Origin of the sequence: Desulfogranum marinum, from assembly GCF_963675105.2 — a bacterium.
In the GTDB taxonomy this organism is placed as follows: Bacteria; Desulfobacterota; Desulfobulbia; order Desulfobulbales; family Desulfobulbaceae; genus Desulfogranum; species Desulfogranum marinum.
Genome location: NZ_CAXXRO010000005.1, coordinates 242,437 through 264,403 on the forward strand (window position 1 = coordinate 242,437; position 21,967 = coordinate 264,403).

The 21,967-nt window shown below is 45.7% G+C and carries 25 protein-coding genes; 14 read left to right on the forward strand and 11 right to left on the reverse strand.

Annotated features, from left to right (window positions below; genetic code table 11):
- Positions 1 to 108 precede the first annotated feature (108 nt).
- Positions 109 to 1,182, forward strand: coding sequence for a cyclic nucleotide-binding domain-containing protein (locus ACHZCY_RS21590; protein WP_319550372.1), 1,074 nt, complete (start codon positions 109 to 111; stop codon positions 1,180 to 1,182).
- Positions 1,183 to 1,215: 33 nt separating this feature from the next.
- On the opposite strand, the gene fabB is transcribed toward ACHZCY_RS21590, so the two are convergent.
- Complete coding sequence (gene fabB / locus ACHZCY_RS21595; RefSeq protein WP_319550373.1) at positions 1,216 to 2,424, reverse strand: beta-ketoacyl-ACP synthase I; 1,209 nt, start codon at positions 2,422 to 2,424, stop codon at positions 1,216 to 1,218.
- A 439-nt stretch (positions 2,425 to 2,863) separates the two neighbouring features.
- Here fabB and ACHZCY_RS21600 point away from each other — a divergent pair, with 439 nt between their 5' ends.
- The 8 genes from ACHZCY_RS21600 to ACHZCY_RS21635 all read left to right on the forward strand — a co-directional run bounded on the left by ACHZCY_RS21600 (position 2,864) and on the right by ACHZCY_RS21635 (position 9,708).
- Positions 2,864 to 3,370: a ferritin gene (locus ACHZCY_RS21600; protein WP_205221223.1), complete on the forward strand. Its 507-nt coding sequence runs from the start codon at positions 2,864 to 2,866 to the stop codon at positions 3,368 to 3,370.
- A 39-nt stretch (positions 3,371 to 3,409) separates the two neighbouring features.
- Complete coding sequence (locus ACHZCY_RS21605; protein ID WP_205221222.1) at positions 3,410 to 4,096, forward strand: DVU0298 family protein; 687 nt, start codon at positions 3,410 to 3,412, stop codon at positions 4,094 to 4,096.
- A gap of 1 nt (position 4,097) precedes the next feature.
- A complete protein-coding gene (rfaE2, locus tag ACHZCY_RS21610; RefSeq protein ID WP_319550374.1) occupies positions 4,098 to 5,357 on the forward strand; it encodes a D-glycero-beta-D-manno-heptose 1-phosphate adenylyltransferase in 1,260 nt (419 codons plus the stop codon).
- Positions 5,358 to 5,390: 33 nt separating this feature from the next.
- Positions 5,391 to 5,585 (forward strand): heavy-metal-associated domain-containing protein, encoded by a 195-nt coding sequence (locus ACHZCY_RS21615; RefSeq protein ID WP_205221221.1) that lies wholly within the window; start codon positions 5,391 to 5,393, stop codon positions 5,583 to 5,585.
- Between the two features lie 571 nt (positions 5,586 to 6,156).
- Entirely contained in the window at positions 6,157 to 7,338 is a 1,182-nt protein-coding gene (locus ACHZCY_RS21620; RefSeq protein ID WP_319550375.1) for a tyrosine-type recombinase/integrase, read from the forward strand.
- 230 nt (positions 7,339 to 7,568) lie between these two features.
- Positions 7,569 to 7,745, forward strand: a complete 177-nt coding sequence (locus ACHZCY_RS21625; RefSeq protein ID WP_319550376.1) for a helix-turn-helix transcriptional regulator — start codon at positions 7,569 to 7,571, stop codon at positions 7,743 to 7,745.
- Between the two features lie 290 nt (positions 7,746 to 8,035).
- A complete protein-coding gene (locus ACHZCY_RS21630; RefSeq protein WP_319550377.1) occupies positions 8,036 to 8,662 on the forward strand; it encodes a helix-turn-helix domain-containing protein in 627 nt (208 codons plus the stop codon).
- 755 nt (positions 8,663 to 9,417) lie between these two features.
- Positions 9,418 to 9,708 (forward strand): hypothetical protein, encoded by a 291-nt coding sequence (locus ACHZCY_RS21635; RefSeq protein WP_319550378.1) that lies wholly within the window; start codon positions 9,418 to 9,420, stop codon positions 9,706 to 9,708.
- Between the two features lie 42 nt (positions 9,709 to 9,750).
- Here ACHZCY_RS21635 and istB read toward each other — a convergent pair whose 3' ends face one another.
- The 7 genes from istB to ACHZCY_RS21670 form a co-directional block, all read right to left on the reverse strand.
- Positions 9,751 to 10,479 carry an IS21-like element helper ATPase IstB gene (gene istB / locus ACHZCY_RS21640; protein ID WP_319549145.1) on the reverse strand — a complete coding sequence of 243 codons (729 nt, stop codon included), beginning with the start codon at positions 10,477 to 10,479 and terminating at the stop codon, positions 9,751 to 9,753.
- Complete coding sequence (istA, locus tag ACHZCY_RS21645) at positions 10,472 to 11,947, reverse strand: IS21 family transposase (RefSeq protein ID WP_319549144.1); 1,476 nt, start codon at positions 11,945 to 11,947, stop codon at positions 10,472 to 10,474. Before istA ends, istB begins: the two co-directional genes overlap by 8 nt.
- Positions 11,944 to 12,348 (reverse strand): hypothetical protein, encoded by a 405-nt coding sequence (locus tag ACHZCY_RS21650; protein WP_319548962.1) that lies wholly within the window; start codon positions 12,346 to 12,348, stop codon positions 11,944 to 11,946. The genes istA and ACHZCY_RS21650 overlap by 4 nt, the downstream gene beginning before the upstream one ends.
- Positions 12,349 to 12,422: 74 nt before the next feature.
- Positions 12,423 to 12,806 (reverse strand): hypothetical protein, encoded by a 384-nt coding sequence (locus tag ACHZCY_RS21655; RefSeq protein WP_319548963.1) that lies wholly within the window; start codon positions 12,804 to 12,806, stop codon positions 12,423 to 12,425.
- A gap of 1,058 nt (positions 12,807 to 13,864) precedes the next feature.
- Entirely contained in the window at positions 13,865 to 14,461 is a 597-nt protein-coding gene (locus ACHZCY_RS21660; RefSeq protein ID WP_319550379.1) for a PEP-CTERM sorting domain-containing protein, read from the reverse strand.
- Positions 14,462 to 14,477: 16 nt separating this feature from the next.
- Positions 14,478 to 14,594: a PEP-CTERM sorting domain-containing protein gene (locus ACHZCY_RS21665; RefSeq protein WP_319550380.1), complete on the reverse strand. Its 117-nt coding sequence runs from the start codon at positions 14,592 to 14,594 to the stop codon at positions 14,478 to 14,480.
- Between the two features lie 413 nt (positions 14,595 to 15,007).
- Positions 15,008 to 15,727: a thermonuclease family protein gene (locus ACHZCY_RS21670; protein ID WP_319550381.1), complete on the reverse strand. Its 720-nt coding sequence runs from the start codon at positions 15,725 to 15,727 to the stop codon at positions 15,008 to 15,010.
- A gap of 85 nt (positions 15,728 to 15,812) precedes the next feature.
- On the opposite strand from ACHZCY_RS21670, the gene ACHZCY_RS21675 reads away from it, so the two are divergent.
- On the forward strand, positions 15,813 to 16,145 hold the full coding sequence (locus ACHZCY_RS21675; RefSeq protein WP_319550382.1) for a hypothetical protein: 333 nt from the start codon (positions 15,813 to 15,815) through the stop codon (positions 16,143 to 16,145).
- Between the two features lie 141 nt (positions 16,146 to 16,286).
- Here the strand turns inward: ACHZCY_RS21675 and ACHZCY_RS21680 are convergent, their stop codons facing one another.
- Entirely contained in the window at positions 16,287 to 17,492 is a 1,206-nt protein-coding gene (locus ACHZCY_RS21680; RefSeq protein WP_319550383.1) for a PEP-CTERM sorting domain-containing protein, read from the reverse strand.
- A gap of 411 nt (positions 17,493 to 17,903) precedes the next feature.
- Between ACHZCY_RS21680 and ACHZCY_RS21685 the strand changes: the two genes are divergently transcribed.
- Entirely contained in the window at positions 17,904 to 18,353 is a 450-nt protein-coding gene (locus ACHZCY_RS21685; RefSeq protein WP_319550384.1) for a hypothetical protein, read from the forward strand.
- A gap of 60 nt (positions 18,354 to 18,413) precedes the next feature.
- On the opposite strand, the gene ACHZCY_RS21690 is transcribed toward ACHZCY_RS21685, so the two are convergent.
- Together ACHZCY_RS21690 and ACHZCY_RS21695 are read right to left on the reverse strand one after the other, a co-directional pair.
- Entirely contained in the window at positions 18,414 to 18,746 is a 333-nt protein-coding gene (locus ACHZCY_RS21690) for a hypothetical protein (protein WP_319550385.1), read from the reverse strand.
- A gap of 21 nt (positions 18,747 to 18,767) precedes the next feature.
- The gene (locus ACHZCY_RS21695) at positions 18,768 to 19,202 is read right to left on the reverse strand and encodes a hypothetical protein (protein ID WP_319550386.1); all 435 of its coding nucleotides are present in this window, start codon (positions 19,200 to 19,202) and stop codon (positions 18,768 to 18,770) included.
- 818 nt (positions 19,203 to 20,020) lie between these two features.
- Between ACHZCY_RS21695 and cobU the strand changes: the two genes are divergently transcribed.
- Genes cobU through cobC form a run of 3 tightly spaced genes read left to right on the forward strand, consistent with a single transcriptional unit; the run spans position 20,021 to position 21,964 of the window.
- Positions 20,021 to 20,599 carry a bifunctional adenosylcobinamide kinase/adenosylcobinamide-phosphate guanylyltransferase gene (gene cobU / locus ACHZCY_RS21700; RefSeq protein ID WP_205221220.1) on the forward strand — a complete coding sequence of 193 codons (579 nt, stop codon included), beginning with the start codon at positions 20,021 to 20,023 and terminating at the stop codon, positions 20,597 to 20,599.
- Positions 20,592 to 21,368 carry an adenosylcobinamide-GDP ribazoletransferase gene (cobS, locus tag ACHZCY_RS21705; RefSeq protein ID WP_205221219.1) on the forward strand — a complete coding sequence of 259 codons (777 nt, stop codon included), beginning with the start codon at positions 20,592 to 20,594 and terminating at the stop codon, positions 21,366 to 21,368. The genes cobU and cobS overlap by 8 nt, the downstream gene beginning before the upstream one ends.
- Complete coding sequence (cobC, locus tag ACHZCY_RS21710) at positions 21,365 to 21,964, forward strand: alpha-ribazole phosphatase (protein ID WP_205221218.1); 600 nt, start codon at positions 21,365 to 21,367, stop codon at positions 21,962 to 21,964. Before cobS ends, cobC begins: the two co-directional genes overlap by 4 nt.
- The last annotated feature ends 3 nt before the right edge of the window (positions 21,965 to 21,967 follow it).

The window sequence follows — 21,967 nt, forward strand, 5'->3', positions numbered from 1 at the left end:
CCCGACTCCGAGACATCGGTATGCCGGCGGGTAGGTCGTCGAGAGTTGGAGTGCTGCTGGATAGTTACGAAAAACATTGCTCATCGTTTTAGTAAAGGGACAAGGACTATGGAGTATCGTGACGCAATTTTTATCATTACCGAAGAGTTGTCCTGCCCCATTTACAACGTAGGTGAGGAACTTAAAGTCGAAAGTATGGCCCTGACGGTCCCTGAAGCAAAACCCGCATGTCTACTATTGGTGCAGGAGGTAATGAAAATTGTTTCCAACAGGCAGAGTATGGAGCGATTCACTCCACAGGGGATCAGGAAAACAAAGTTTGTTTGTGGCGGCTGTACAGGGCTCATTCGTTTTGAATTTAAGAAGGAAAAAGGGTTTGCCACTCTGCAGATGAAATTACTGGCTGCGGCAGAACAGCGGCAGCGCATGAAGCATGTGGATAAATTTTATGATCTGCTGCGCAAGCTCGATATTTTTGAGCCACTGGAAGAAAACAGCCTTCGTGATCTTTCAGCTCTGCTGGAATTAAAAGAGTATGGAGCCAATAAGATTATACTGAAAAAAGGTGATCCTGGTACAAGCCTGTACATCGTAGTAGAGGGCAAGGTTGCCGTGGTTAATGATGATGGGCAGACTTTGTCAGAGATGAAAGTGGGTGATGTGTTTGGAGAAATGAGCTTGCTTTCGGGAGAGCCGGTAACAACGTCCATCCATTCTCGAGAGCGAACAAAACTGGCCACGCTTTCCAGCAAGGACTTTAAACATGTTCTTAATAAATATCCAATCCTGCAGGTTTTCTTTTATCGACTATTGGTGGAGAGGGCACAAGCCAACAGCCTTCGCTCCGGCACTATTAGTTCTGGGATGACAGGTAAACTTTCTGATATCCATCCGGTAGAGCTTTTTCAACTCATCAACACAAGCACCAAAACCGGCAAGGTTGAATTGCTCTTTGAAGATGGCAAGGCCACGGTCTTGTTCAACGAGGGCGAGTTGGTGCAGGCTGTGCATGATAATCTTGCAGGCAAGGAAGCGTTTTTTAGTTTGATGGCCAAATCAGATGGTTCCTTTACCTATACCTCCGGTATATCTGAAGAGGCTGCGGCATTACCGGTAATAGGCGGCTTTATGGGGCTGGTAATGGAAGGTATGCGCCGTATTGATGAACAGAGCGAAGAGTAGCGCTGCTCTGATGACTGTTTGCTAGTCCTCGGATCAGACCTTGCTGAAGATGAGACAGGCGTTGGTGCCGCCAAAACCGTAGCTGTTACTCATAACAGTGTTGAGTGTAACATTACGATTTTCAGTAAGGATATTCATTGATGCTGCCTCAGGTTCCATCTTCTCAATATTTGCTGATCCGCAGAGAAAGTTGTTGGTGAGCATGAGCAGCGAGTAAATTGTTTCATGGACACCTGCAGCCCCCAGGGAATGGCCGGATATGGATTTGGTGGAGCTTATCAGGGGGCTTTCTTTGCCAAAAACCTCGGTAATGGCTTTGAGCTCAACTAAATCGCCTACCGGGGTAGAGGTTCCGTGGGCATTAATGTAGTCAACAGCAGGAGAGTTCTCTCCCATGGCAAGTTTTATGCAGCGTACAGCCCCTTCTCCAGACGGAATCACCATCTGGCTACCGTCTGCTGTTGCCCCATAACCGGTTATTTCGCCATAAATGGTTGCCCCTCTTTTCCGAGCTCGTTCAAATTCCTCGAGAACAACTACTCCACCACCATTGGCTACAACAAAACCATCTCTGTTTGTATCGTACGGGCGTGATGCCTGTTGCGGTGTTTGGTTGAATTTGGTGGTCAGAGCCCCCATGGCGTCAAACATGGCTGTTTGGGTCCAGTGCTCCTCGTCTGAGCCCCCGGCAAAAACAATGTCCTGTTTTCCCAGTTGAATCTGTTCCATGGCTGCACCAATGCAGTGCGAGCCTGTTGCACAGGCTGAAGAGATAGAGTAGCAGAGGCCGAGAATCTGGAAGGCGCTGGTAAGGCAGGCTGATACCGTGCTACTCATCGTACGGGGAACCATAAAGGGACTCAGCCTCTTTAGCCCTTTTTTTCGCATAATATCTGCCGTTGCAACAACGTTTTCTGCAGAAGTACCGCCGGAACCTATGATAAGGCCTGTTCGAGGATTGGATATTTCATCAGGACGCAGGCCTGCATCCTCGATTGCCTGCTGCATGGCGATAAAGGCATAGGCAGCTGCGTTGCCCATGAAGCGTAGTTGTTTTTTATCAATGAACTGTTTGACGTTGACCGTGGTAAAGCCACCGACCTGAGAGCGGAGGCCCAGTTCTTGATATGGCTGGTGGAAGTGAATTCCCGACCGCATCTGCTGCAGCGAGTGCAGGACCTCATCTGTTGTATTTCCCAGCGGTGAGACAATCCCTAGTCCTGTGATAACTACTCTACGCATATTTTTCTCTTTAACGGCCTCGTCGGTATACTGCTTGGCAACAATCTGCCTACGTGAAAAGATGAATGCACAGTTGAACGTGCTGAGCCAATTTTATCGGGTCCAATTTTGCAAAACGAAGTGCGATTATAGCAAAAAAATAATTTTTACGACAAGTCTTTTATGGTTATTTTTGCGGAGTTACCCATATATTGGTGGGATTGGGGAAAGATGTCGTGTGTTGGCAGGGAGCCGTTGGCGAAGGATTGCTGAATTATTTCCACTAGAAAGCAGGAATCAAGGTTGCAAATCATGAGTCGAGCATTACTGTTAATTCTACTTTAATGCCGGCAGAAGCTGCTTTATCCATCACTGCCGGCAGTCTTGAGAGTTGTACGCGTATGATATGAAAATCGTGTTAGACTCAAAGTGAAACAACTACCTGAAGAAAGGAGTAAATATGCTCAAGAAAAAATTGCAGAAAGCGTTGAACGACCAAATTAATGCTGAAATGTATTCGTCATATCTCTACTTGTCGATGGAGTCCTATTTTCAATCAATAAGCCTTGGTGGATTTGCAAACTGGATGCGTGGTCAGGTGCAGGAAGAGTTGATGCACGGTATGAAATTTTATGATTTCGTAGTTGAGCGAGGCGGCAGAGTGACACTGGATGCCATTGCCAAGCCGGAGGCAGAGTGGAAGTCTCCTCTGGACGCCTTTGAAGCTATTCTCAAGCATGAGCAGCATGTGACCAGCCTGGTGAATGACTTGGTTAACCTGGCGATCAGTGAAAAAGATCATGCTACCAATATCTTTTTGCAGTGGTTTGTGTCAGAGCAGGTTGAGGAAGAGGCCACTGTCGGCGGCATTGTAGATCGTTTGCGATTGATTAAGGACAATCCCTCAGGACTTTTTATGCTTGACGCTGAATTAAGTAAGCGGGTTTTTGATCCGGCCGGCGAATAAAAAAAGCAGGGGCAACTGGAAACGGTGAGCAGTAGAAAATTGAAAAAACAAATCCTGCCGATGTTGGAGCAGCAAAGCCATCAGGCTATTCTGGAGCGTTTGCGCCCCTTGCCTGCAAAAGATGTGGTCAATGTCCTGTTTTCCGCCATATGCAGAGAGGTGCCGAGGGTCCGATGGATGGCTATAACCTGTATGGGGGAGACGGTGGCCCGCTTGGCTGAACAAAACATGGAGGAAGCGAGGGTTATCATGCGTCGCCTCCTCTGGAGCCTTAATGACGAATCAGGGGGCATCGGTTGGGGAGCACCAGAGTGCCTGGCGGAAATTATGTGCCATCAGGGGCAGCTTGCAGAGGAGTATTGCCATATGCTGGTATCTTACATGCAGGAAGATGGGGATGAGTTACTGCAAGACGGTAATTTTCTTGAGCTGCCTTCCCTGCAAAAAGGTCTTCTGTGGGGAGTGGCACGTCTTGCCGCAAGCCGTCCCAAACTCTTGTCTAACAAGGTGAGTTTTAAGGATGTCGCTCCTTTCCTTGCTTCGTCAGATCCCGAAATTTGTGGATTGGCTGCCAGGATTACCGGGAGCCTAGGCATGATGGAAGCTAAGCCGCAGTTGCAGGAGCTCGTGGCTGATCAAAGAGAGCTGCTCGTGTATGGAGATGGCGATGTGCAGCCCTTTACTGTGGGAGAGCTTGCCGGCTCTGCCCTGCAAGAGATGCTGTAAAATGGCAATATTACCTTTTTCTAGAGTAGCCTTTGTTCAGTTTGCCATTGAACCAGGCCGTCCCGAACGTAATGTGCAAACCGTTGTTGATTTGCTTGCCCAAAATGGTCCATCATCTCAGACGTTGCTTGTCCTGCCTGAGTTATGGGCAACCGGATTTGATTATCAGCGAACCGAAGAGCTGGCAGCTCAAACCCCTGTTCTACTTGAGCAGCTTAGATCGTTGGCAGCCCGTTATACTGTTTTTTTTGCCGGTTCCTTGGCTGAGCAGACTGTAGCCGGAGGGTTGCCGCATAATACCTTGTTTTTAGTCGGGCCGACAGGGGTGCTTGGTCGTTTACCCAAGCAGTATCTTTTTTCTGCCTGGCAGGAAGACAGGTATTACAAGGCAGGTCAAGATTGTGCTCCCATGGAGACTGAGTGGGGTCCTGTGGGTGGTCTGGTTTGTTATGATCTGCGGTTTCCCGAAGTAGCAAGAGAACAGGCGTTTTCCGGGATGTGCTTGTTGCTGGTCAGTGCTCAGTGGCCTTTGGCGAGACTTGATCATTGGCAAGTACTGCTTAAGGCCCGAGCCATTGAGAACCAAGTGTATGTGGTTGCTGCAAACGGTTGTGGAATAAGTGGTGAGATCGAGCTTGCCGGTCACTCGATGGTGGTCGCTCCAGACGGTACCGTACTGCAAGAGGCCGGAGAAGTTCCGGTTATAGCCGGGGCAGAGCTCGATGGTGATGTGCTTACAAACACCCGCCGTCGTTTTTGTCCTCCTGGAGAGCGTCCCTGGCGAAAAAATGATGTCGGAAAAATCGTTTCACTGGCAGTCCTGCAAGATGCGCTTAAGTCCATAGGCCAACAAGGCGGCAAGGTTGCATTTACCAATGGGTGTTTTGATATTCTGCACGCAGGCCATGTGAGCTATTTGGAACAGGCCAGGTCCACAGCAGACTGCCTTGTTGTTGGGTTGAACAGTGACAGCTCGATTGGGAGATTAAAAGGGCCTTCTCGTCCTGTGAACCGGGAGGAGGATCGGGCCAGGGTGCTTGCCGCCCTCGGGTGCGTTGATTTTATAGTTGTGTTTGCTGATGATACCCCTCTTGATCTGATAACAGCCCTTCTGCCGGATGTATTGGTCAAAGGTGCGGACTGGGCGGAAGATGATATCGTTGGCGGTCGTGAGGTGAAAGCTGCCGGGGGGAGGGTGGAACGTATCGCCTTTGAATATGACCGTTCAACGACCAGGGTTATTGAAAAAATTCGTCGATAATTATTCAGATACGCTTGTGAAGGAGCACTTACAATGCAGATTATTAAAATCAAAGGTATGAAGTGTCAGCACTGCGTAGGCAGTGTTCAAAAAGGGCTGGAAGCTCTTGAGGGAGTTACAGCTGTGCAGGTTGATCTTGAAAATAATGAGGCCAGGTTAGAGGGAGAAGTGGATTTGCAGCAAGCTAAGGCGGTTATTGCTGAAAAGGGTTTCTCTGTGGTGGACTAGCCTGGATTTCTCCTGAACATTGTGTCAGCTTGTCAAATTAGACACAATTTCTGCATGGTATACAAACTCACATGGGGTTAAAAGTTATACACAATGTTCACTGCAGGTCAGTCCATCCAGCATCGTCTTCTTCAGTATTTTGGCAATGAAAATAGGCTACTATGATTCATTACCAAAAACTTTGAACCTGACGCCGCCTGAACTGATGAGAAACCCAGGTTAGCTTGTGGGCTGACCCGGTTTTATCATCCAGTCATTTTTTCTGCTGTTCAAGCTATTGCTGCTATTTCTTTGCAGCGTTATTTGCTATAGTCTTTTTTTCTTAGTTTCAGGGTCCAAGAAGTCCTGAAACGACATGTCTTTGGAGGAAACGGGTGTGAATCCCGTGCTGTCCTTCGCAATTCATTCCGTTTATGTTTTTTTAGTCCTGCTCTTCTTTTTGGTTTACGTTAAATCAGTCACTTGTAGCTGTTGGTTGTCTGCTGCTGTCCGAAATTATCTCTTGACAGTCGCCCGTTTTTGACGGTATCTGTTACGGTATGCGACTTACCACTAACAGGAGGTACCGTCAATGCCATTGTCTGATACTGCTATCCGCAACGCCAAACCAGAAAAAAAACAATACAAGATGAGTGACGGCAAAGGGATGTATTTGCTTGTCACCGAGACAGGGAAATATTTCCGGTATGACTACAGGTTTAACAAAAGCAGAAAAACACTGGCGCTAGGCGTATATCCCGATGTTAGCCTGAAGAAGGCGCGAGAGAGACTCGCCGAAGCCAGAAGGCTTCTAGCTGATGGTATCGATCCATCGGAATATAAAAAAGAAGCCAATGCGAAGAACCGCGAGTTAGCCTCAAATAGTTTTGAAATTGTCGCTATGGAATGGTTCGTTAGGCAAAAGCATACTTGGTCCACTGATTATGCGAAATCGACAAAACGTAGGCTTGAGAAGTACGTTTTTCCATGGCTTGGTAGTCGTCCCATTGCGGGTATTAGCCCTTCCGATTTACTGAAAGTGTTGAGGAAAATTGAAAGTAAAGGGACGCTGGAAACTGCTCACAGAGTTCACTCGCTATGTGGAAGAGTTTTTCGCTACGCTGTAATTACTGATCGTGCTGAACGCGATCCTAGTGCAGATTTAAGGGGAGCTATCGCTCCGGTTAGGTCATCCAGGATGGCTACTATCGTTAATCCGCAAAAGATAGGAGAGCTGCTGAGAAGTATAGACGTATACAACGGTCAATTCACCACCTTGTGCGCATTAAGATTGGCCCCATTGGTTTTTGTCCGTCCGGGTGAGTTGCGGAAGGCAGAATGGAGTGAATTTGACTTGGACAAGGCTGAGTGGAAAATATCAGGCGACAAAATGAAGAATGGATTGCCACATATTGTTCCACTGTCAAGACAGGCAATAACAACCCTCAATGAACTTTACCCGCTGACAGGCCATGGTAGGTATCTCTTCCCTAATCTTAGGAGTGATAAAAGACCAATGAGTTCCAATGCTGTCAATTCTGCTCTCAGGAATTTGGGGTACAAGAAGGATGAAATCTGTGGTCATGGTTTTAGAGCTATGGCTTCTACGACTCTACATGAAAATAGTTGGCCCTCTGATATAATTGAGCTTCAACTTTCCCACGTTGAACGAAATAAAGTTAAAGCAGCGTACAATCACGCCCAACACATGCCCAAGCGTCGAGATATGATGCAATGGTGGTCAGATTACCTCGACAAATTAAAGAGTAAATAGTTACTCTCCCCTTCCATACTTCCCCTTAACCCACCAACTCCAAGCAGTTCACTATATCTCCATTCCGGCTTTATCATTTTTCTTATTTTTTTACCCGATAACATTTGACTCACAACTACTGCACTGGAATAAGTACGATAATAATTAAGTTTGAAGTGAATCATAATGTTGGAATAACAGCTTGATACATTTCAAGATCGTACTTCGTGATTTTTACTGGGAGTTTTCTTATGGTGGATCAGATTTATCGACGCAAAGAAGTATTGAAAATGATTGGGATCAGCAATTCTACCCTGTACGAATGGATAAGCGCAGGTGATTTTCCGAAATCGATCAAGATGGGTAAGCGCTCTGTTGGCTGGCTAGAGAGTGACCTGAACAACTGGATTGAGTCCAAACGAGGATAACCTCCCCTCGCACCATAACCACAGCAGTACCTACCAAAACAGGAGCACGGCTGATTGATACAGGCGAACCGCTTTAACTCGTTCGCCTAAATCCTCAATCAAGCACGCCAGAACTATACAAGGGATTAGCCTCCCTTGATTTCTATATTTGATCGTGCAAACGGCAATTGCCGTGTTGTGCTTAGTTTAATAATTGCGACTCACAGACAGGCGCTGGTTGGGGAACCAGTGATAAGATAATGCCTCCCACCCCCGGGCGTTACCTGTCTATATTCGCAGAGGGGTGATATATGTCTATACTTACAAAACATTTTTGGTTTGATGACAGGATGATTAAAGACGGCACATGGGCATCTTTGAGCAATGGCGCGAAAGGTGTTTATGTTTCGATTGCTGTTCATTGTGACGAAGAAGGAACAGCTTTTCCAGGAGAAGATACAATAGCCAAATTAACCGGCCTCAGTAGAAAGACTGTGAGAAAGGCGATTAATGAGTTAGCCAAGGCAGGACTTTTGCGAATAGAGCGGTGGAAGACGAAGAGAGGTCATTCTGCAAAGCGTTATCATGTAAAGAAAACACCACGCGACACAGGCTTTCCCTTCTCTAAGGATATCGTTGCAACAGGCACATGGGGAGAGATGGGTTCATGTGGTCAAGCTGTTTATATCTCGATGAGAAATTATTGTTACTGGGATGGCTATGAAGAATCATACGACTCGCTTACAGACTTCAAAGAACGTACCTTTGAATACTGTAGCGCTGAGATTGAATACCTGCTGGAAGATACTGGAGTGACAAAGTCAACGTATTACAGAGGGATAAAATCTCTACTTGATGTTGGGATGATCCAGAGAGGAATCGATGAGAATGGTAAAAAAGCGTATATGGTTGGTCTACTACCCGATCAATTTTATTAATAGGTTGAGATGGTATAGCTGCAATATCAGGTTGATATCGTCCCAACTCGTCCTGCAACTAGGTTATCAGAGTCTCAAATATGACCTATATCAGTCTCATATTTACCCACTAAGTAAGTCTTTAAGAAAGCCTTTAAGAAAGTATTAAGAACGGTGTTGCTATTGCAACGCTCTAGTAACGCTCTAGTGATAGCAACAGCAACACTGTGCCAGGAACAGGTCAAGGTATTGTTGCATGTCTGGTGATAAGTACAACGGTATGTGATCAATCTATTCTCATTTCCCAGAGTGTTGTGTCTGCATGATAGGTGACGTGGTAGCGTGGGTGTTTTGGCTCAAAAAAGTGAATATGTTACTACCGTTTCGAGATGTAGAACCCCCACCCATACCCAAAATGTCCGTCGCTTCTCTGTAGGTACTTATATACTCAACCATGTAAATTTCCTCAGCTCACCTCTTTACTCCTTACTCTTTACAGTTAAACAGCTTTAAATTCCCGTTTTTACCCCAACGTGACCAATTACATTCACAATACCCAAACCGTTTAAATTTAAACGGTTTAGCTGTAACGGTTACAGTAAAACAGGGTTAGTTTCTTACCCTTTCGCAGCATCTTTTTATCAACCGAGCCTTGCTATTCATTCAGCGTCAACTTTCACCTAACGCGATGCCAGCATGCTCTATGAGCCTGTTTGCGTGATCGATACACTTCACCATTAGAGATAATATATCTTTCCTTCTTAGGAGTTCCTTGAATGATACACCCTAAATCTGCAAAACCGTTAAATGAACAACTTAACATGGAACGCCTTGAAAATTTTTCCGAGGCCGATCCTGAAGAAACATTCACCGTTAAATCAAAGTCTAGCCAATGGCGCGATGAAGATAGGTTTGAATATGAACGAGCTTGTTTCGAGTATGAGGCAAAACAACGCGCTAAAGCATATGGCTGTAATCAGCGGAACAAAAACCCACCAAAAACAGCGATTAAAAATCAGCCACAACAACGGCTGGTCGCAGCTGTGCGTTTCAGAATGATGTCTTGACGACATTTCCTCCATAGTATCCAGAAGTTGTATTTTTACTCCTTATGCTCTTTTGCGATAGCTTTTCCCCTCCATGACAAGGATCTCCGAGTTATAGACAAGACGGTCGGCTATTGCTGTGGCCACGGTGGTACTGTCAAAAATGGTTCCCCATTGTGCGAATGGCAGATTGGTCGTTATGATGGTGGACTTCTGCTCATGCCGGGCACTGATAACCTGGAAAAACAAATTTGAACCCTGTTGGCCAAGCGGGAGATAACCTATCTCGTCACAGACAAGTAGATCCGGATTTTGATACGTTTTGAGTTTACTCAGCAAGGTATTGTTTTCCTGGGCGGCGACCAGTTGATTGATCATGTCCATTGCCGAGGTGAACAGAGTTTTTATGCCAGCCTGGGTGGATGCGTAGGCAATAGTCTTGGCCAACAGACTTTTACCGACACCGGGGTTGCCGATCAGTATGATATCCATTTTGCGGTGAATAAACTCGAGGTCGATCATGCCAAGGATAACTGCCTTCTGTTTCTTGCGGGAAGGATGGTGATCAAAGTTAAACTGATCGATGGTGGGTTGTTCGGTAAGCTTCGACTGTTTAAAGCAGCGCAGGATCTTTCCCTGGCGGCGTTTTTCGATCTCCAAGTCGAGCAACCTGTGAATGGTTTGCAAAGTCGAAAGATTTTTCTGCGCTCCCTGTTCCAGTAGTTCTCCGATATTTTCAGCACAGTGTGTGAGACGCAGTACCTTGAATTTCTTTTTTATCTCGTCAACCATTGTTTGATCTCCTCTTGAGGGCGATAGCGTCGTATTCGGCCAAAGCCGGAGTTGTGAGCCTGATTGCATTAAGGTCCTCCTGTTTGAGCCGTACCGGCAGATGAGTGCTGGTCGGAGTCATCTCCTGATAGAGGATATTGCGGACGTAATCAGCACCGATGACATTTTTCTCCAATGACTTTTTCAATCCGTAGATAAGGGAACTGTCTCCGAACTCATCGCGCAGTATCAGGAGGGCTGCGATATTTTTTCTGATTGGCAGGCGCAGTGAGTTCAAGCGCTCGAGATACTGGAGCGCCACCTCTCCCAAAGAGAGGAAGACCACTACCTGTCGATCTTGAAGCAGCCGTTTTTTGATTTTTTTCACCTGTTCCCGATGACCTGGCACTTCGATTCGCTGCTGTCTTTCCCAGCAGCGGCTGTGGCAGGCGATGAGTTTTTCTTTGAGATAGATTGAGATGAGAGAGTTGTCTGCCTTGAGGGTGACCTGTTTGCCGATGGCCCATGGCGGTACGGAATAAACATTGGTGTCAAAGCGCACACCGAAGTCTTTATGCACCTTGAGAGATGCAGTCTGTCGACAGTCAGGTAAGGGCTCAGGAAGTGGACGCAGGTTATGCAACCGGTCAATCGGCCGTTGAGATGTGGTAGCGTGCTTCCTAACGTTGGCTACAGTGTCCAGCCATTGATGCACCTGGTCCTGAACATCACTCAAGCTGCTGAATTCCCGCAGAGGCCAGAAATTGGTACGCAGGTATTTGATCGCATTCTCTACTTTCCCTTTTTCGTAAGGCGACCGAATTGTACAGGCATGCGGAAGGATGCCGAACTTGCTGAGAAACACGAGGAAAGCCTCATTGAAACGAACCACAGAGCCGACTCGCTCGGTCACTGCGGTGAGCATATTATCGACCACGATTTCTCTTGAAGTGCCGCCAAAGTAGGTGAATGCTTCCAGCAAACCTTGATGCAGATATTCCTGCTTCTGACTGTGGGAGAAATAGACGTAGAGCATACGACTGTAACCTTCAACCACCGCAAGGGCATACAGTTTTCTATGCCCGGCGCCATAGCTCAGGGAGGGGAAGTGGCCCCAGTCAATCTGTACCTGCTCACCTGGTTCGGATTCATAGCGGATGAACGGTTGGCGCTGAGCCTGCTGCCCCCGCAATTGTCTGAGCAAGGCCCTGACAATGGTGATCTCGCCAGTGAACCCATTCTCCCGTATTTTCCGCAGTACTACCGGTGCCTTGATGTCCGGGCAGCTATCCACCATTTCACCTATCATTTCGCGATAAGGGTCGAGTTTGGATTTTTTGGCAGTCCTCTCGGCAGGCATCGGTCTGTCGTCCTGCAGATATTTCGCCACGGTCTGCCGGTCGAGTTGCAGTTGTCTGGCAATGCTGCGTTGGGAAAACCCCTCTTTTTTAAGCTGCAGGATTTCAAGTGCCGTTCGCCTGCTGATCATGTCCTTCCCTCCTTGAATTGCCGAACAAGCTGATGGATGGTTGCCGGATCTTCCCGTCGCATATCTTCCTCATTCTGGAGTAACCGCGTTTGGTGTACAGGTTCAGGCGGAAGGGAAAGCACCTGGAATAAGGTGCCGTCAAAGGCCAACAGGTTTTTGCTGAGGAGCCCGTCCCGGGCAAGAATGTATTCATCGACATTGATGGTTAGCAGGGTGCAGATTTTGTCGTAGGAATAAAAAGACAGCCCCTGCCGGTCAGCCACCATGACCAGAAAAAAATAGAGCAGCAGCTCTTGATGAGAGAGGCTGCTCCAGAAACCATGGCGGAGAAAACGGTGCTCGATAAAGGCAAAGCTGCCGCTGATTGTCCTGACACGTTCAATAATAAGTGGATTTCGCATGATAGACCTCCGTTTTTCACTACGATATCGCATGTATTACCGGAAGACTATCGAGTCCTTCTTTGCAAGATCGCCTATATCGCTGTTGTTGGGACTATTTTTACAGCTAACGCGTCCATCTTTGCAAGATTCCCGCTGTCGGCAGAAATGAAATATGTCATTGATGTATCGTTTAAAAGGCTTTCTAACGTATCCATCTTTGCAAGATTCTCCTTCACCGGGACTGACTGGCGCGCGGCCTTGTCCCGTACCCGTTGCAGTTTTCGGTTTTGCTCGCAATAATTCGGATTTTTTTGACGATACTGTTGCCAATAGAAGGGATTTTTCCTCTGCCAGGCCCGCTGGCTCTCGCATTTGTTGGCCCGGTGATCTGGATCGGTCTGCTGTTTTTCTCTTTGCCATTTGCTCTTTCTTGCTCGCTGACAAGCCTTGGCTCCACAATACTTCTGGTTATGCACTCTTGGGTTCCTTGGTAGAATCCTTCTGCAACAGACGCATCGAAATGTGCAAGTCTTCACTCTCTCCTCCGCGGGTTGAGGGATGTGCACGTCGAAAAAAAGAAAAAGAAGAAACTACAAAGGAAAAAATAGAAGAAAAGACACCTGATATGCATCAGGATTGGATGAAAAACGTAAGAAAATGAAGAAGGAGATTATCTGTGGCTGGATTTCAACCGATGATGGTGTCGACTTTTAAACCGCTGATTTTGGTTGGGAAGTAAATCGCTGGTACCAGCATATGGCCTTGAATTGTCGCCTTGCTTCTTTGAAGACTAGGAGTATTGAAAATCGCTTTAAGCGTGAATGGGCAATGTGTAAAAATGGAACCTGCCAACGAGAGTTAGCTTGCGGCATTCATCTTAAACTAGGAGCTTTTGATTGATCACAAACCGGATGCATCAGGGTGGACAGAAGAGTAACAATCACACACTACTATACCCCTTCATAGTAACCCCTTCTCAGGGCTGTTTTAAAGGGGTAAAAATCTATTTTTCCTTCTACATATACAATACTACCCGCATGAAGCTAATCGTCTGAATTTAACCGCTCCAGTAAGGGGTATCGTTACAGGAGTGGTTGAATTATTCACTTCCACGGTAACCACATACATATGACAAGGATTTGTAGTGGCTCTTGCCTGATCTAGCAGAACGAGCGACCAAGTTTCGTTCCAACCATACAAACCCTCATGAAAGTGATCGACTGGGAGATACAGGAACAAGGTTAAGTTTCTTATATTGCATAGCATTTATATATTGGTACTGGAAATGCTAAGCGAAAGAGCTGGTGCCTGAGGTCGAAACCGGGGTAACAGTTCTTCTAAGTAGCCAAGTTATTGGAATCAGCATCAGGCTGCTATCGGTTTCAGTCTTACGTTTGCAACGCTTGATGTAACTTATAATAATAGACCCGCCACCCGTGCATAGAACAAAAGCCGCCGAACCGAAAACCAGTCAATAAAATAAGACCGCCTCCAACAAAGAAGACGGCCTCTAGAATTCCCGGATATGTAAAAATTACTTTCTACGTCTACGACCTAAAGCAGCAAGACCAGCTATACCCGTTCCGAAAAGAAAAATGGTGGTTGGTTCGGGGGCAGGAGAAGTGGCATCCACCACTGCCCAAGCACCGATAGTTACAAATCCTTGAGCATCTGAAATTGGGTATGCTGACAATGGCGATTTTCGAGCATATCCAGTTGGATATATTAATAGGTTGGCCATAAAATGTTCATTGGGTCGTGAAGAATATGCTTCATTGTACCTACCTTCAAACCTTCTATTGTTTTCGTCATCTATAACCGTTTGAGTGAAAATGCTTGTTATCTCACTAGCGTCATAACTCCAGAGGTTTTGCATGTCATTAAGATTGGCCATTCTCCAATCACCCCAACGATCATCCCAGTAACCAGCATCAAACATATTTAATGATTCGATTTCATAAAGTTGAGTTTCGTAGTCTAGATTTTTGAAAGTGGATAAATCCTGAAACCAATATTGATTTGCAACGTCATCATGAATAACACCATTCCCCAAGTCAATTAAACTGGCATTGGCAACACCAGCAAGCCCAAGCAAAGCTAAACCGGCTCCAAGTCCTATTAATCGTTTCATCGTCCCTCCTGTATTATCAAAGTCCGGAAATGTGAATTTCCTTTTTACGCCTGCGACCTACTACTGCAAGACCAGCAATACCTGTTCCCAAAAGGAGCATGGTGGTTGATTCGGGGATACCTGTGATTGCCATGAAACCACTGCAACGCCTAATACTATCTTTGGCTGAATGATTACGAGCCCTGTTGCACCGGTGAGAAAGCTAGTACTTCCCCCTGAAGTTCAACAACTTAGAGGTTAATAGCTTCGCCATTTTAATTCAATTTGTTTTTTGAAAAACGAGAAGAGTGGTAAAGCACTCTGTGTGGAGCAGTGTCGTTTGTGGAAGCTGGATATAGAAATTTCTAGATTATATTGAGCGGCAAATGAATTTACTAAATGATTGAGGTATCCATCGGCAGGACTACCCTGAAGCTAAATATCAAAAAGTTAGCTTGTTCCTGTGTGTCTTCAAGGGACTGTCGGTTGAGGTATAAACCTTGCAAATATTGAATGCCAGATTTAGTGCTGTTTTCTACTAGCTACCCAGGCGCACTGACCACACAATCACGGACGACAAATCCCACAAGGTTTATAACCTGCTCTGATTGCAGTCTCTCGGCTAGCGAAGCCAGCAGTGCAATTTTTGCAGTTGTAACTCCTGCACCCAGGACGATGAAACTTTAGGCTGTTCACATTGCCATGATACTGACCCGCTACAATTGGCTTGGTAGTCGCTACTTTTTTACTACCACCGCCTTGCCGCTGAGCTTTTCGCCATTCCCATGGAGGGGTAATATCAAGATCGTTCCACATACCACGTTTCTGTAAACGCGCGTTATTCTCAATTGATTTCCACGAGCTACAGAAACTTTTTCGACAATATTTAGTGTAGACCCAAGCAAGCCCGTCCTGTATAAGGCGTTTATTGACACTCTTACCATTTACCTTCACCAAGCCTACGGTGCGCCCATAACGGTCTGTATCAATAGGCTTAACATCTACCGTCTTACCTCTCACTAGCTTATTAGTCAGCTTTTTAGCTTGGTTACCATACGCCTGCTTCTTCTCGGGTGTATCGATACCGTAGAGACGTATCTTGACTTGTTTGCCGTTACTACGCTGAACCTTGATTGTATCACCATCAGCAACACCTATTACCTTTGCGGTATACGCGCAAGCTTGTGGAGCCGCTAACAGGCATAATGTGTAGATAAGCAGAGAAGGTATTAGGTATATCAAAGGTTGTTTCGTGATGCTCAAGACTGTACCGTGAAGATATTTCATTGATTAATCAATTAGTTAGGTGTAAAATGGTTATATGTTGACGTGTCAATAAGCGTGTAATCGTGAACCTTAAAATTTGATCACTATGCGAATCAAGATACACTGTCTCCTCTTCTTAGCCATCATTTCCTTGTCGAGTTTCCATGTCCTCGCTAATGCGACAGATAGCACGCCAGATAACTACTGCAGAGATGAAGCAAGCTGGTTTGAATGGCATTCGTTACTGGAAAAACACCCTGACGACAATTCAATTATATATCTCTATGCGTTGCGTCGTGGGTTATGTTCAATGGTTGAGTCTGGTAATCTTGAGGTAGATAGAGCTACAGATATCTTCGAGAAGGCTCGGCAGTCGGTTATGGATGATATCAATGAGAAGAGCCTAGGCAAGGATTCGAGGAAGAAGCAAGCTCTATAACCGCCCAAACAACTCTCTTGCCAAAAAGAGAGGCAATTCCTTTTGGTTGTCTTGCCAAGGGGTGAGCGGTTTTCTACCTGTTAAAATAGAAAAGGCAAAGCCGTTAAACCCTGCTTCTCAATTCCGGTTAATGGAATTGCATTACTTGCGTCTTCTCCTGCCAACTGCAGCAGAAAGGCCAGCTAGACCTGTACCGAAGAGGAGTAAGGTGGTTGGTTCGGGTACCGGTGCTGTTCCGTTGCTTACTATGTTTCTTAGGTAAATAGTTGGGTTGGTCTGCTGGCCCCAATCAAAAAGCTGAAAGCGTATCTGCGCAGTATCCCCCTGCGCCCATGACGGAACCAAGAATGATGCAGTATTCCATCCATCGGAGCTACCATCAAAATTTAAAGCCCATCCGAAAGTTTCCCACTGAGCACCATTGAACCACAAAAAATCGCAATTGAAATCGGTTGGTTCCATCCCCATTTCCCACCAATAATCGAAGGTGAAGGTGTTGCCAAGTGCCAGTTGTTCTGTAAGTAAATATTGTTCAGTGTTAACTTTAAAATCCCATGGAGTAGCTGGACAATAGAGTAACTCATCAAGGCTGAACTCTACTATTCGTCTGTTACTTTCTTGTAGATAAAACAATCCACTTGCTCTATCGATATCTAATGCTAATGGAGTCCTTGTAATACCAACAGAAGAAAGATCGAAAGACTCGGTAAGAGTATAGTTGCCCGAGCTTTCTTTGTTATATCTGTGTAGAATATCACTATTATTTATTGCAAACAAATCTCCCGAAAAAGGGTCAAGGGCAATGTCGTAATAGCTACTTATGAACCCTCCATAACTGTTGACCAATACTCCTTCAAGGGTAGTTTCAAAGACCATTTTATCTGCATAGCTTGATATTAGTAAGTGATCGGTAGTTTGATCATAAGTCAATCCATCACCACCTTTTGTGAATGGCTCTCTATCAAAGTCTGAGAAAATCGTACTTGCATCACGGCTCAGTTCAATAGTCCGTCGGTCCCATGAACTCCAGTCATCGCTGTAAGCCACGTTAACAAAAAGATTCCCATTATCAACCATTACAGCACTCGACAAGACATCATTTCCATTTTGCCTGACGACAATAGTATCATTAAGGAGAACGCCTTCAGGGGAAAACTCAAGGAGCCTACCTTGTCCGTCAGAGCCATTAGTTAAAAATATATTATGTGTGATTGGATCAACTGCAAGACCAAGCAAGTTACCAGATTCTCGATAAGAAGATATATCGAAAGAATCTCCCCGCGCATTAGAATTGAAGAGCAATAATACAATCATCAACACTGAAGATAAATAATAATTTTTCTGCATCTTTTCTCCTCGAACCTCTATGTCTAGCCTCAATGGAAACCTTCCCTTCTCTCTCCATACCTAATTAACGTATTTGTTAACGCAATTAGTATTCCTGCTTATAAATAACATTAGGGTATCTATGAACCACTAGAGGCGTAGTGGCGTTTGTGATTAATTCCCATTTTTGATATATGGAATTACGGTATCTAATCTCTGCCTGAACCCGCTCGCAAGACAAGCGAGAGAAATGCAGCAGCAATAAAGAAAAATGATCCAGCCCACCACCAACTATGGTCACCTCTAATCATTCCAAAAAATACACAGGTAAAGCTTAGCACCGTAAATATCTTAGCGTTACTCCATCTTCCGTTCTTCATAACATAGCTCAATAATTGTGACTCACCTTTCATTTAAGACAAGGAGTAGAATATGAACACGCAAAAAACACGTCCTGTAGGCCGTCCACCTGTCGTCACAGATTCGGCAATTATCAAACTTGAAAACGCCTTCGCTATAGGCGCTAACGTCTCTGAAGCGCTGCATACTGCTGGCGTCAAGAAGGATGCCTACTACAATCTACTGAAACGCGAACCTGAATTAGCCGAGCGCTTCGACGCTCTTCGGCAAAACCCTGTAATCAAGGCAAGGCAACGTGTATATGACGCTTTAGACAATGATACTTCAACGGCAAAATGGCTACTAGAGCGCAAGCTGCCTCAAGAGTATTCGCCCAAAGCTCAAATAGAGATAAGTCATACGCACACGCTAGATAGCCAACTACTTGAAACAATAAGGAAATTCAACCAGAGAGAGGGTCGCCAAGACGATGTTATTGAAGCAGAAGCGGTTGAAGCTAAGTCGTTGCCTGACCTTGGTTGATTGCGAGGTATTGCCGTGTGTCGGGTGACAAAACATCTTCCTTCTCCAGCATTATCAAAATCAAGACGAAACCTTCTCTTTTTTAGGTGCAAGAATTGCCATTCCTGAACCCGAAAGTATCATCACAATAGAGAGTGCAATAGTGAATTTTAACGGGATAGCGACCCTTCCTACATAATGGTTCTTCTTGTAATGGTATGAATCATAACGTGACAAGCCTAAATCTTCAGGCACCTTGTTAGGGTGCTTTCCTTCTATAAATACAACTTCCATTTTGGATATTTTTTCCCTTAGACCACACGTACGACATTTTACTCTTTCTGAGGCAAACACGTAACTTAGCAGCAGAAGGCCAATGCCAATTAAAATTACAATTACACCTTTACTCCTCATGTCTTATTTGCCCCTCTTTAATCACTGGATCGCTCTTAACACCTCTAGATTCTGCCAATACCTTCTTTCAACAACCTCAGCAAACCATGTCTTCATCTTCTCAGAACTGCACCCGCCCAGTTCAGTTTTGGCGTGGTTAACCATACGCACCGCTTCATCTTTATAATTCCGCCCAGTGGTAGACTGCTGATCTTCTAAGAGGGTCTTGTAGTCTAAATCGAAGTTCTCTTTTAATAGACGTCCTACACCTGTAATATGGTTCTCTGCGTCATAACCGCCAGCAATACAGATTGCATAATACGTATCAACAGCAAGAGCCGAGAATACAAGAGACCCAGCAAGTTGACCTTTTTCGTAATCGCTTAACTCGGCAGACATGCAACGAGGCAGGAAAGCAAAAGAGACTAACACGAATAAGCAAGCGAATGTGACAGTGTGATCAAGCTGGATAGGCATCCTCATGATCCTTTTAAGTTCCCTCCCTTGAAAAAACCCACGCGACACAAAGGTAAAGTTGTACAATATCAACATCTTAGCGCGCTAATGTGCATATGTCAACAACGCCTTGTAGCCGTTGCAATGACAGGAGAAGTTGTTTACTGTGTTTCTTGCCTGGAAATAACGGGTGGGAAAATGCGGAGCTGGCTACAAAAAGAAACCGGCCAACTAGGACAGAAGGCGGGTTGTGTTGTCCATTGAATAGCTGAAAATAGGCTACATTTTTTCTTCTGCCAAGCGAACTGTTTTATCTGGAATGTGTTCACCTAAGAACGAATGCAGATCCAGTAGCTTACCTAGGTCAGGTGAGGTGAGGAAGCATTCTTGCCCCGTACCATTTTTACTTGTCTCGACCTCCTCCATAATCTTCGTTATAATAGCCGCGCCGTTACCGGCTTTGTGAATGTTGAGGATATCCTGCTCTGTGATTTATTTTTCCTTCTTCATTGTCGTTCTCTCTTTTGTTAGATTGAGGTTAAAAGCTTATCGTGTTACACAACATGTTTTACAATAGTAAGGGGTATCGGGCTGGCGGTATTTTTGGCGGTACATTTAAATGTGTCATTTGATTTGTCTTTTAATATCAATACGTTGAGTATTTAATGTGAATCCCGTGCTGTCCCGCAACTGTATTTCCAATATTTTTGGATAAGCCAGATACTTCTCCTGGGTAGCGATCTTCGTGGTGGAGGTTCTGCTATCGAATCCTCACTTGTCCCAGCTTGGTAACGTAATGCAGGGTGTATCATGAGAAATAGTACGAATACAGGACTACAATGGGTCGTTTGACATTGATTACAGGGGGGGCTCGCAGCGGTAAGAGCAGCTATGCAGAGCAACAAATAAGCAGATGGTGTGAAGATATAGCCTATATTGCCACTGCTCGTGCACTGGATGCAGAAATGGAAGATCGAGTTGCCAGGCACCGATTGCAGCGGCCTGGAACTTGGCAGACGTTTGAAGAACCCTTGCATCCGTCATCGATTGTGCAGGCTTACCACCAGCAGTACGACGGTTTTTTGCTTGATTGTCTGACTGTCTTAACCACAAATATCATCCTTGAGGATCCAGCCATTGATTGGGAACAACCAACGGTGGTAAGCATGGCCAAGATTGAACAACGGGTGCTGGCGGAAATTGATGCCCTGCTTGCAAGTCATGCGTCGTATGCCGGTCGTTTGTTTGCAGTGACCAATGAAGTGGGACTTGGCATCGTCCCGGCTACGCCATTGTCTCGTTTTTTTCGGGATTGCAGTGGGCGGGTCAATCAACGTATGGCTGCCGCGGCCGACGAGGTGGTTATGGTTGTGTCTGGTATTCCCGTAAAAATAAAAGGGGACGGAATCGGTGTCTAGCCTATTGTTGATGATCCAGTTTATGACTCGTTACCCTATCCCTGTGCAGATAGATTTCACTGTTGATCGGTTTGTTCAGGGAATGAAATGGATGCCCATTGTCGGTTTTTTGGTCGGGCTGCCTGCCGCAGTTCTTCTCTATCTGTGTTTTCCTTATTTTGGTGGTGAGGTTTCTACTTTTCTAGCCTTGATTGTACTGATCACTGTTACCGGTGGTCTGCATCTTGATGGAATGGGTGATTCGGCAGACGGTCTTTTCTGTTATCGTTCAAAAGAACGGGTTCTGGAGATCATGCGTGATTCCACCTTGGGGACCAACGGAGTCGTAGCCGTGGTTTTGACCATCTTGCTCAAATTTATTACCTTGAAAAATATACCGCTTGCAGGGAGTGTGACCGCCTTGTTGTGTGCTCCAGTCCTTGGCCGCATGGCCATAACCTGGCATACAACAGTGGCGAGCTATGCACGGGAGCAATCAGGAATGGGATCGTTTACCGATCGTGTTGGTTTGCCCCAGGCACTGACTGCGACAGTATGCTCGTTGCTGCTCACAAGCATAGTCTTCTATTTTACAGGTATGTCTTTGGTCTCGGCCATATGGTCTCTTGTAATCCTCCATGGCATTGCTATTGCCCTGGCTGTTGGTTTTGCTTTTTATCTGCAGCATCGAATTGGCGGTATCACCGGTGATACCATCGGCGCAACGATTGAACTCAGTGAAATGACCTCTTTTTTATTTTTTCTTTTAGCATGGGACTTTTTGGTATGAAGGTAACCAGACTTTATCTTATCCGTCACGGACAGACCGAACAAAATAAAGGCGGCGTGCTGGTGGGCAGCACAGATGCTCCGCTTAATGACTATGGAAGAAATCAGGCTTCTTATCTGCGGGATCGTCTCAACGCCCTGGAGGTGGACACTATTTTTTCCAGCCCGCTGCAGCGCGCAACTGAAACGGCATCCATTGTTTTTGGTAGCGATGCGCCCATTATAACCGACTCGAGCATCCAGGAATATCACTTCGGTGAATGGGAAGGGCTGCATTTTAAAGAAATTGAAAAGCAGTATCCGGAGGCCTGGAAGACGTGGCTGACCGACTGGGAAAAGACCCAGATTCCGGGTAGTGAATCCTTTGGCTCGTTTAAGCAGCGGGTTGTCTCCTTTGCAGATGAGTTGGTCGGTGCCAATACGGGCAAGGACTTGGCAATAGTCTCCCATGGTGGATGTATTCGTTCATTGATGGCGCATTATTTTTGTGAATCAATCTCTGCTGGATATTGGAAATTTAAGGTGGATAATGCCACTTTGACCGAAATTGAATTTATGGGCGGTATGCCGATTCTGGTTCGATTCAACTACAGGTAGGTA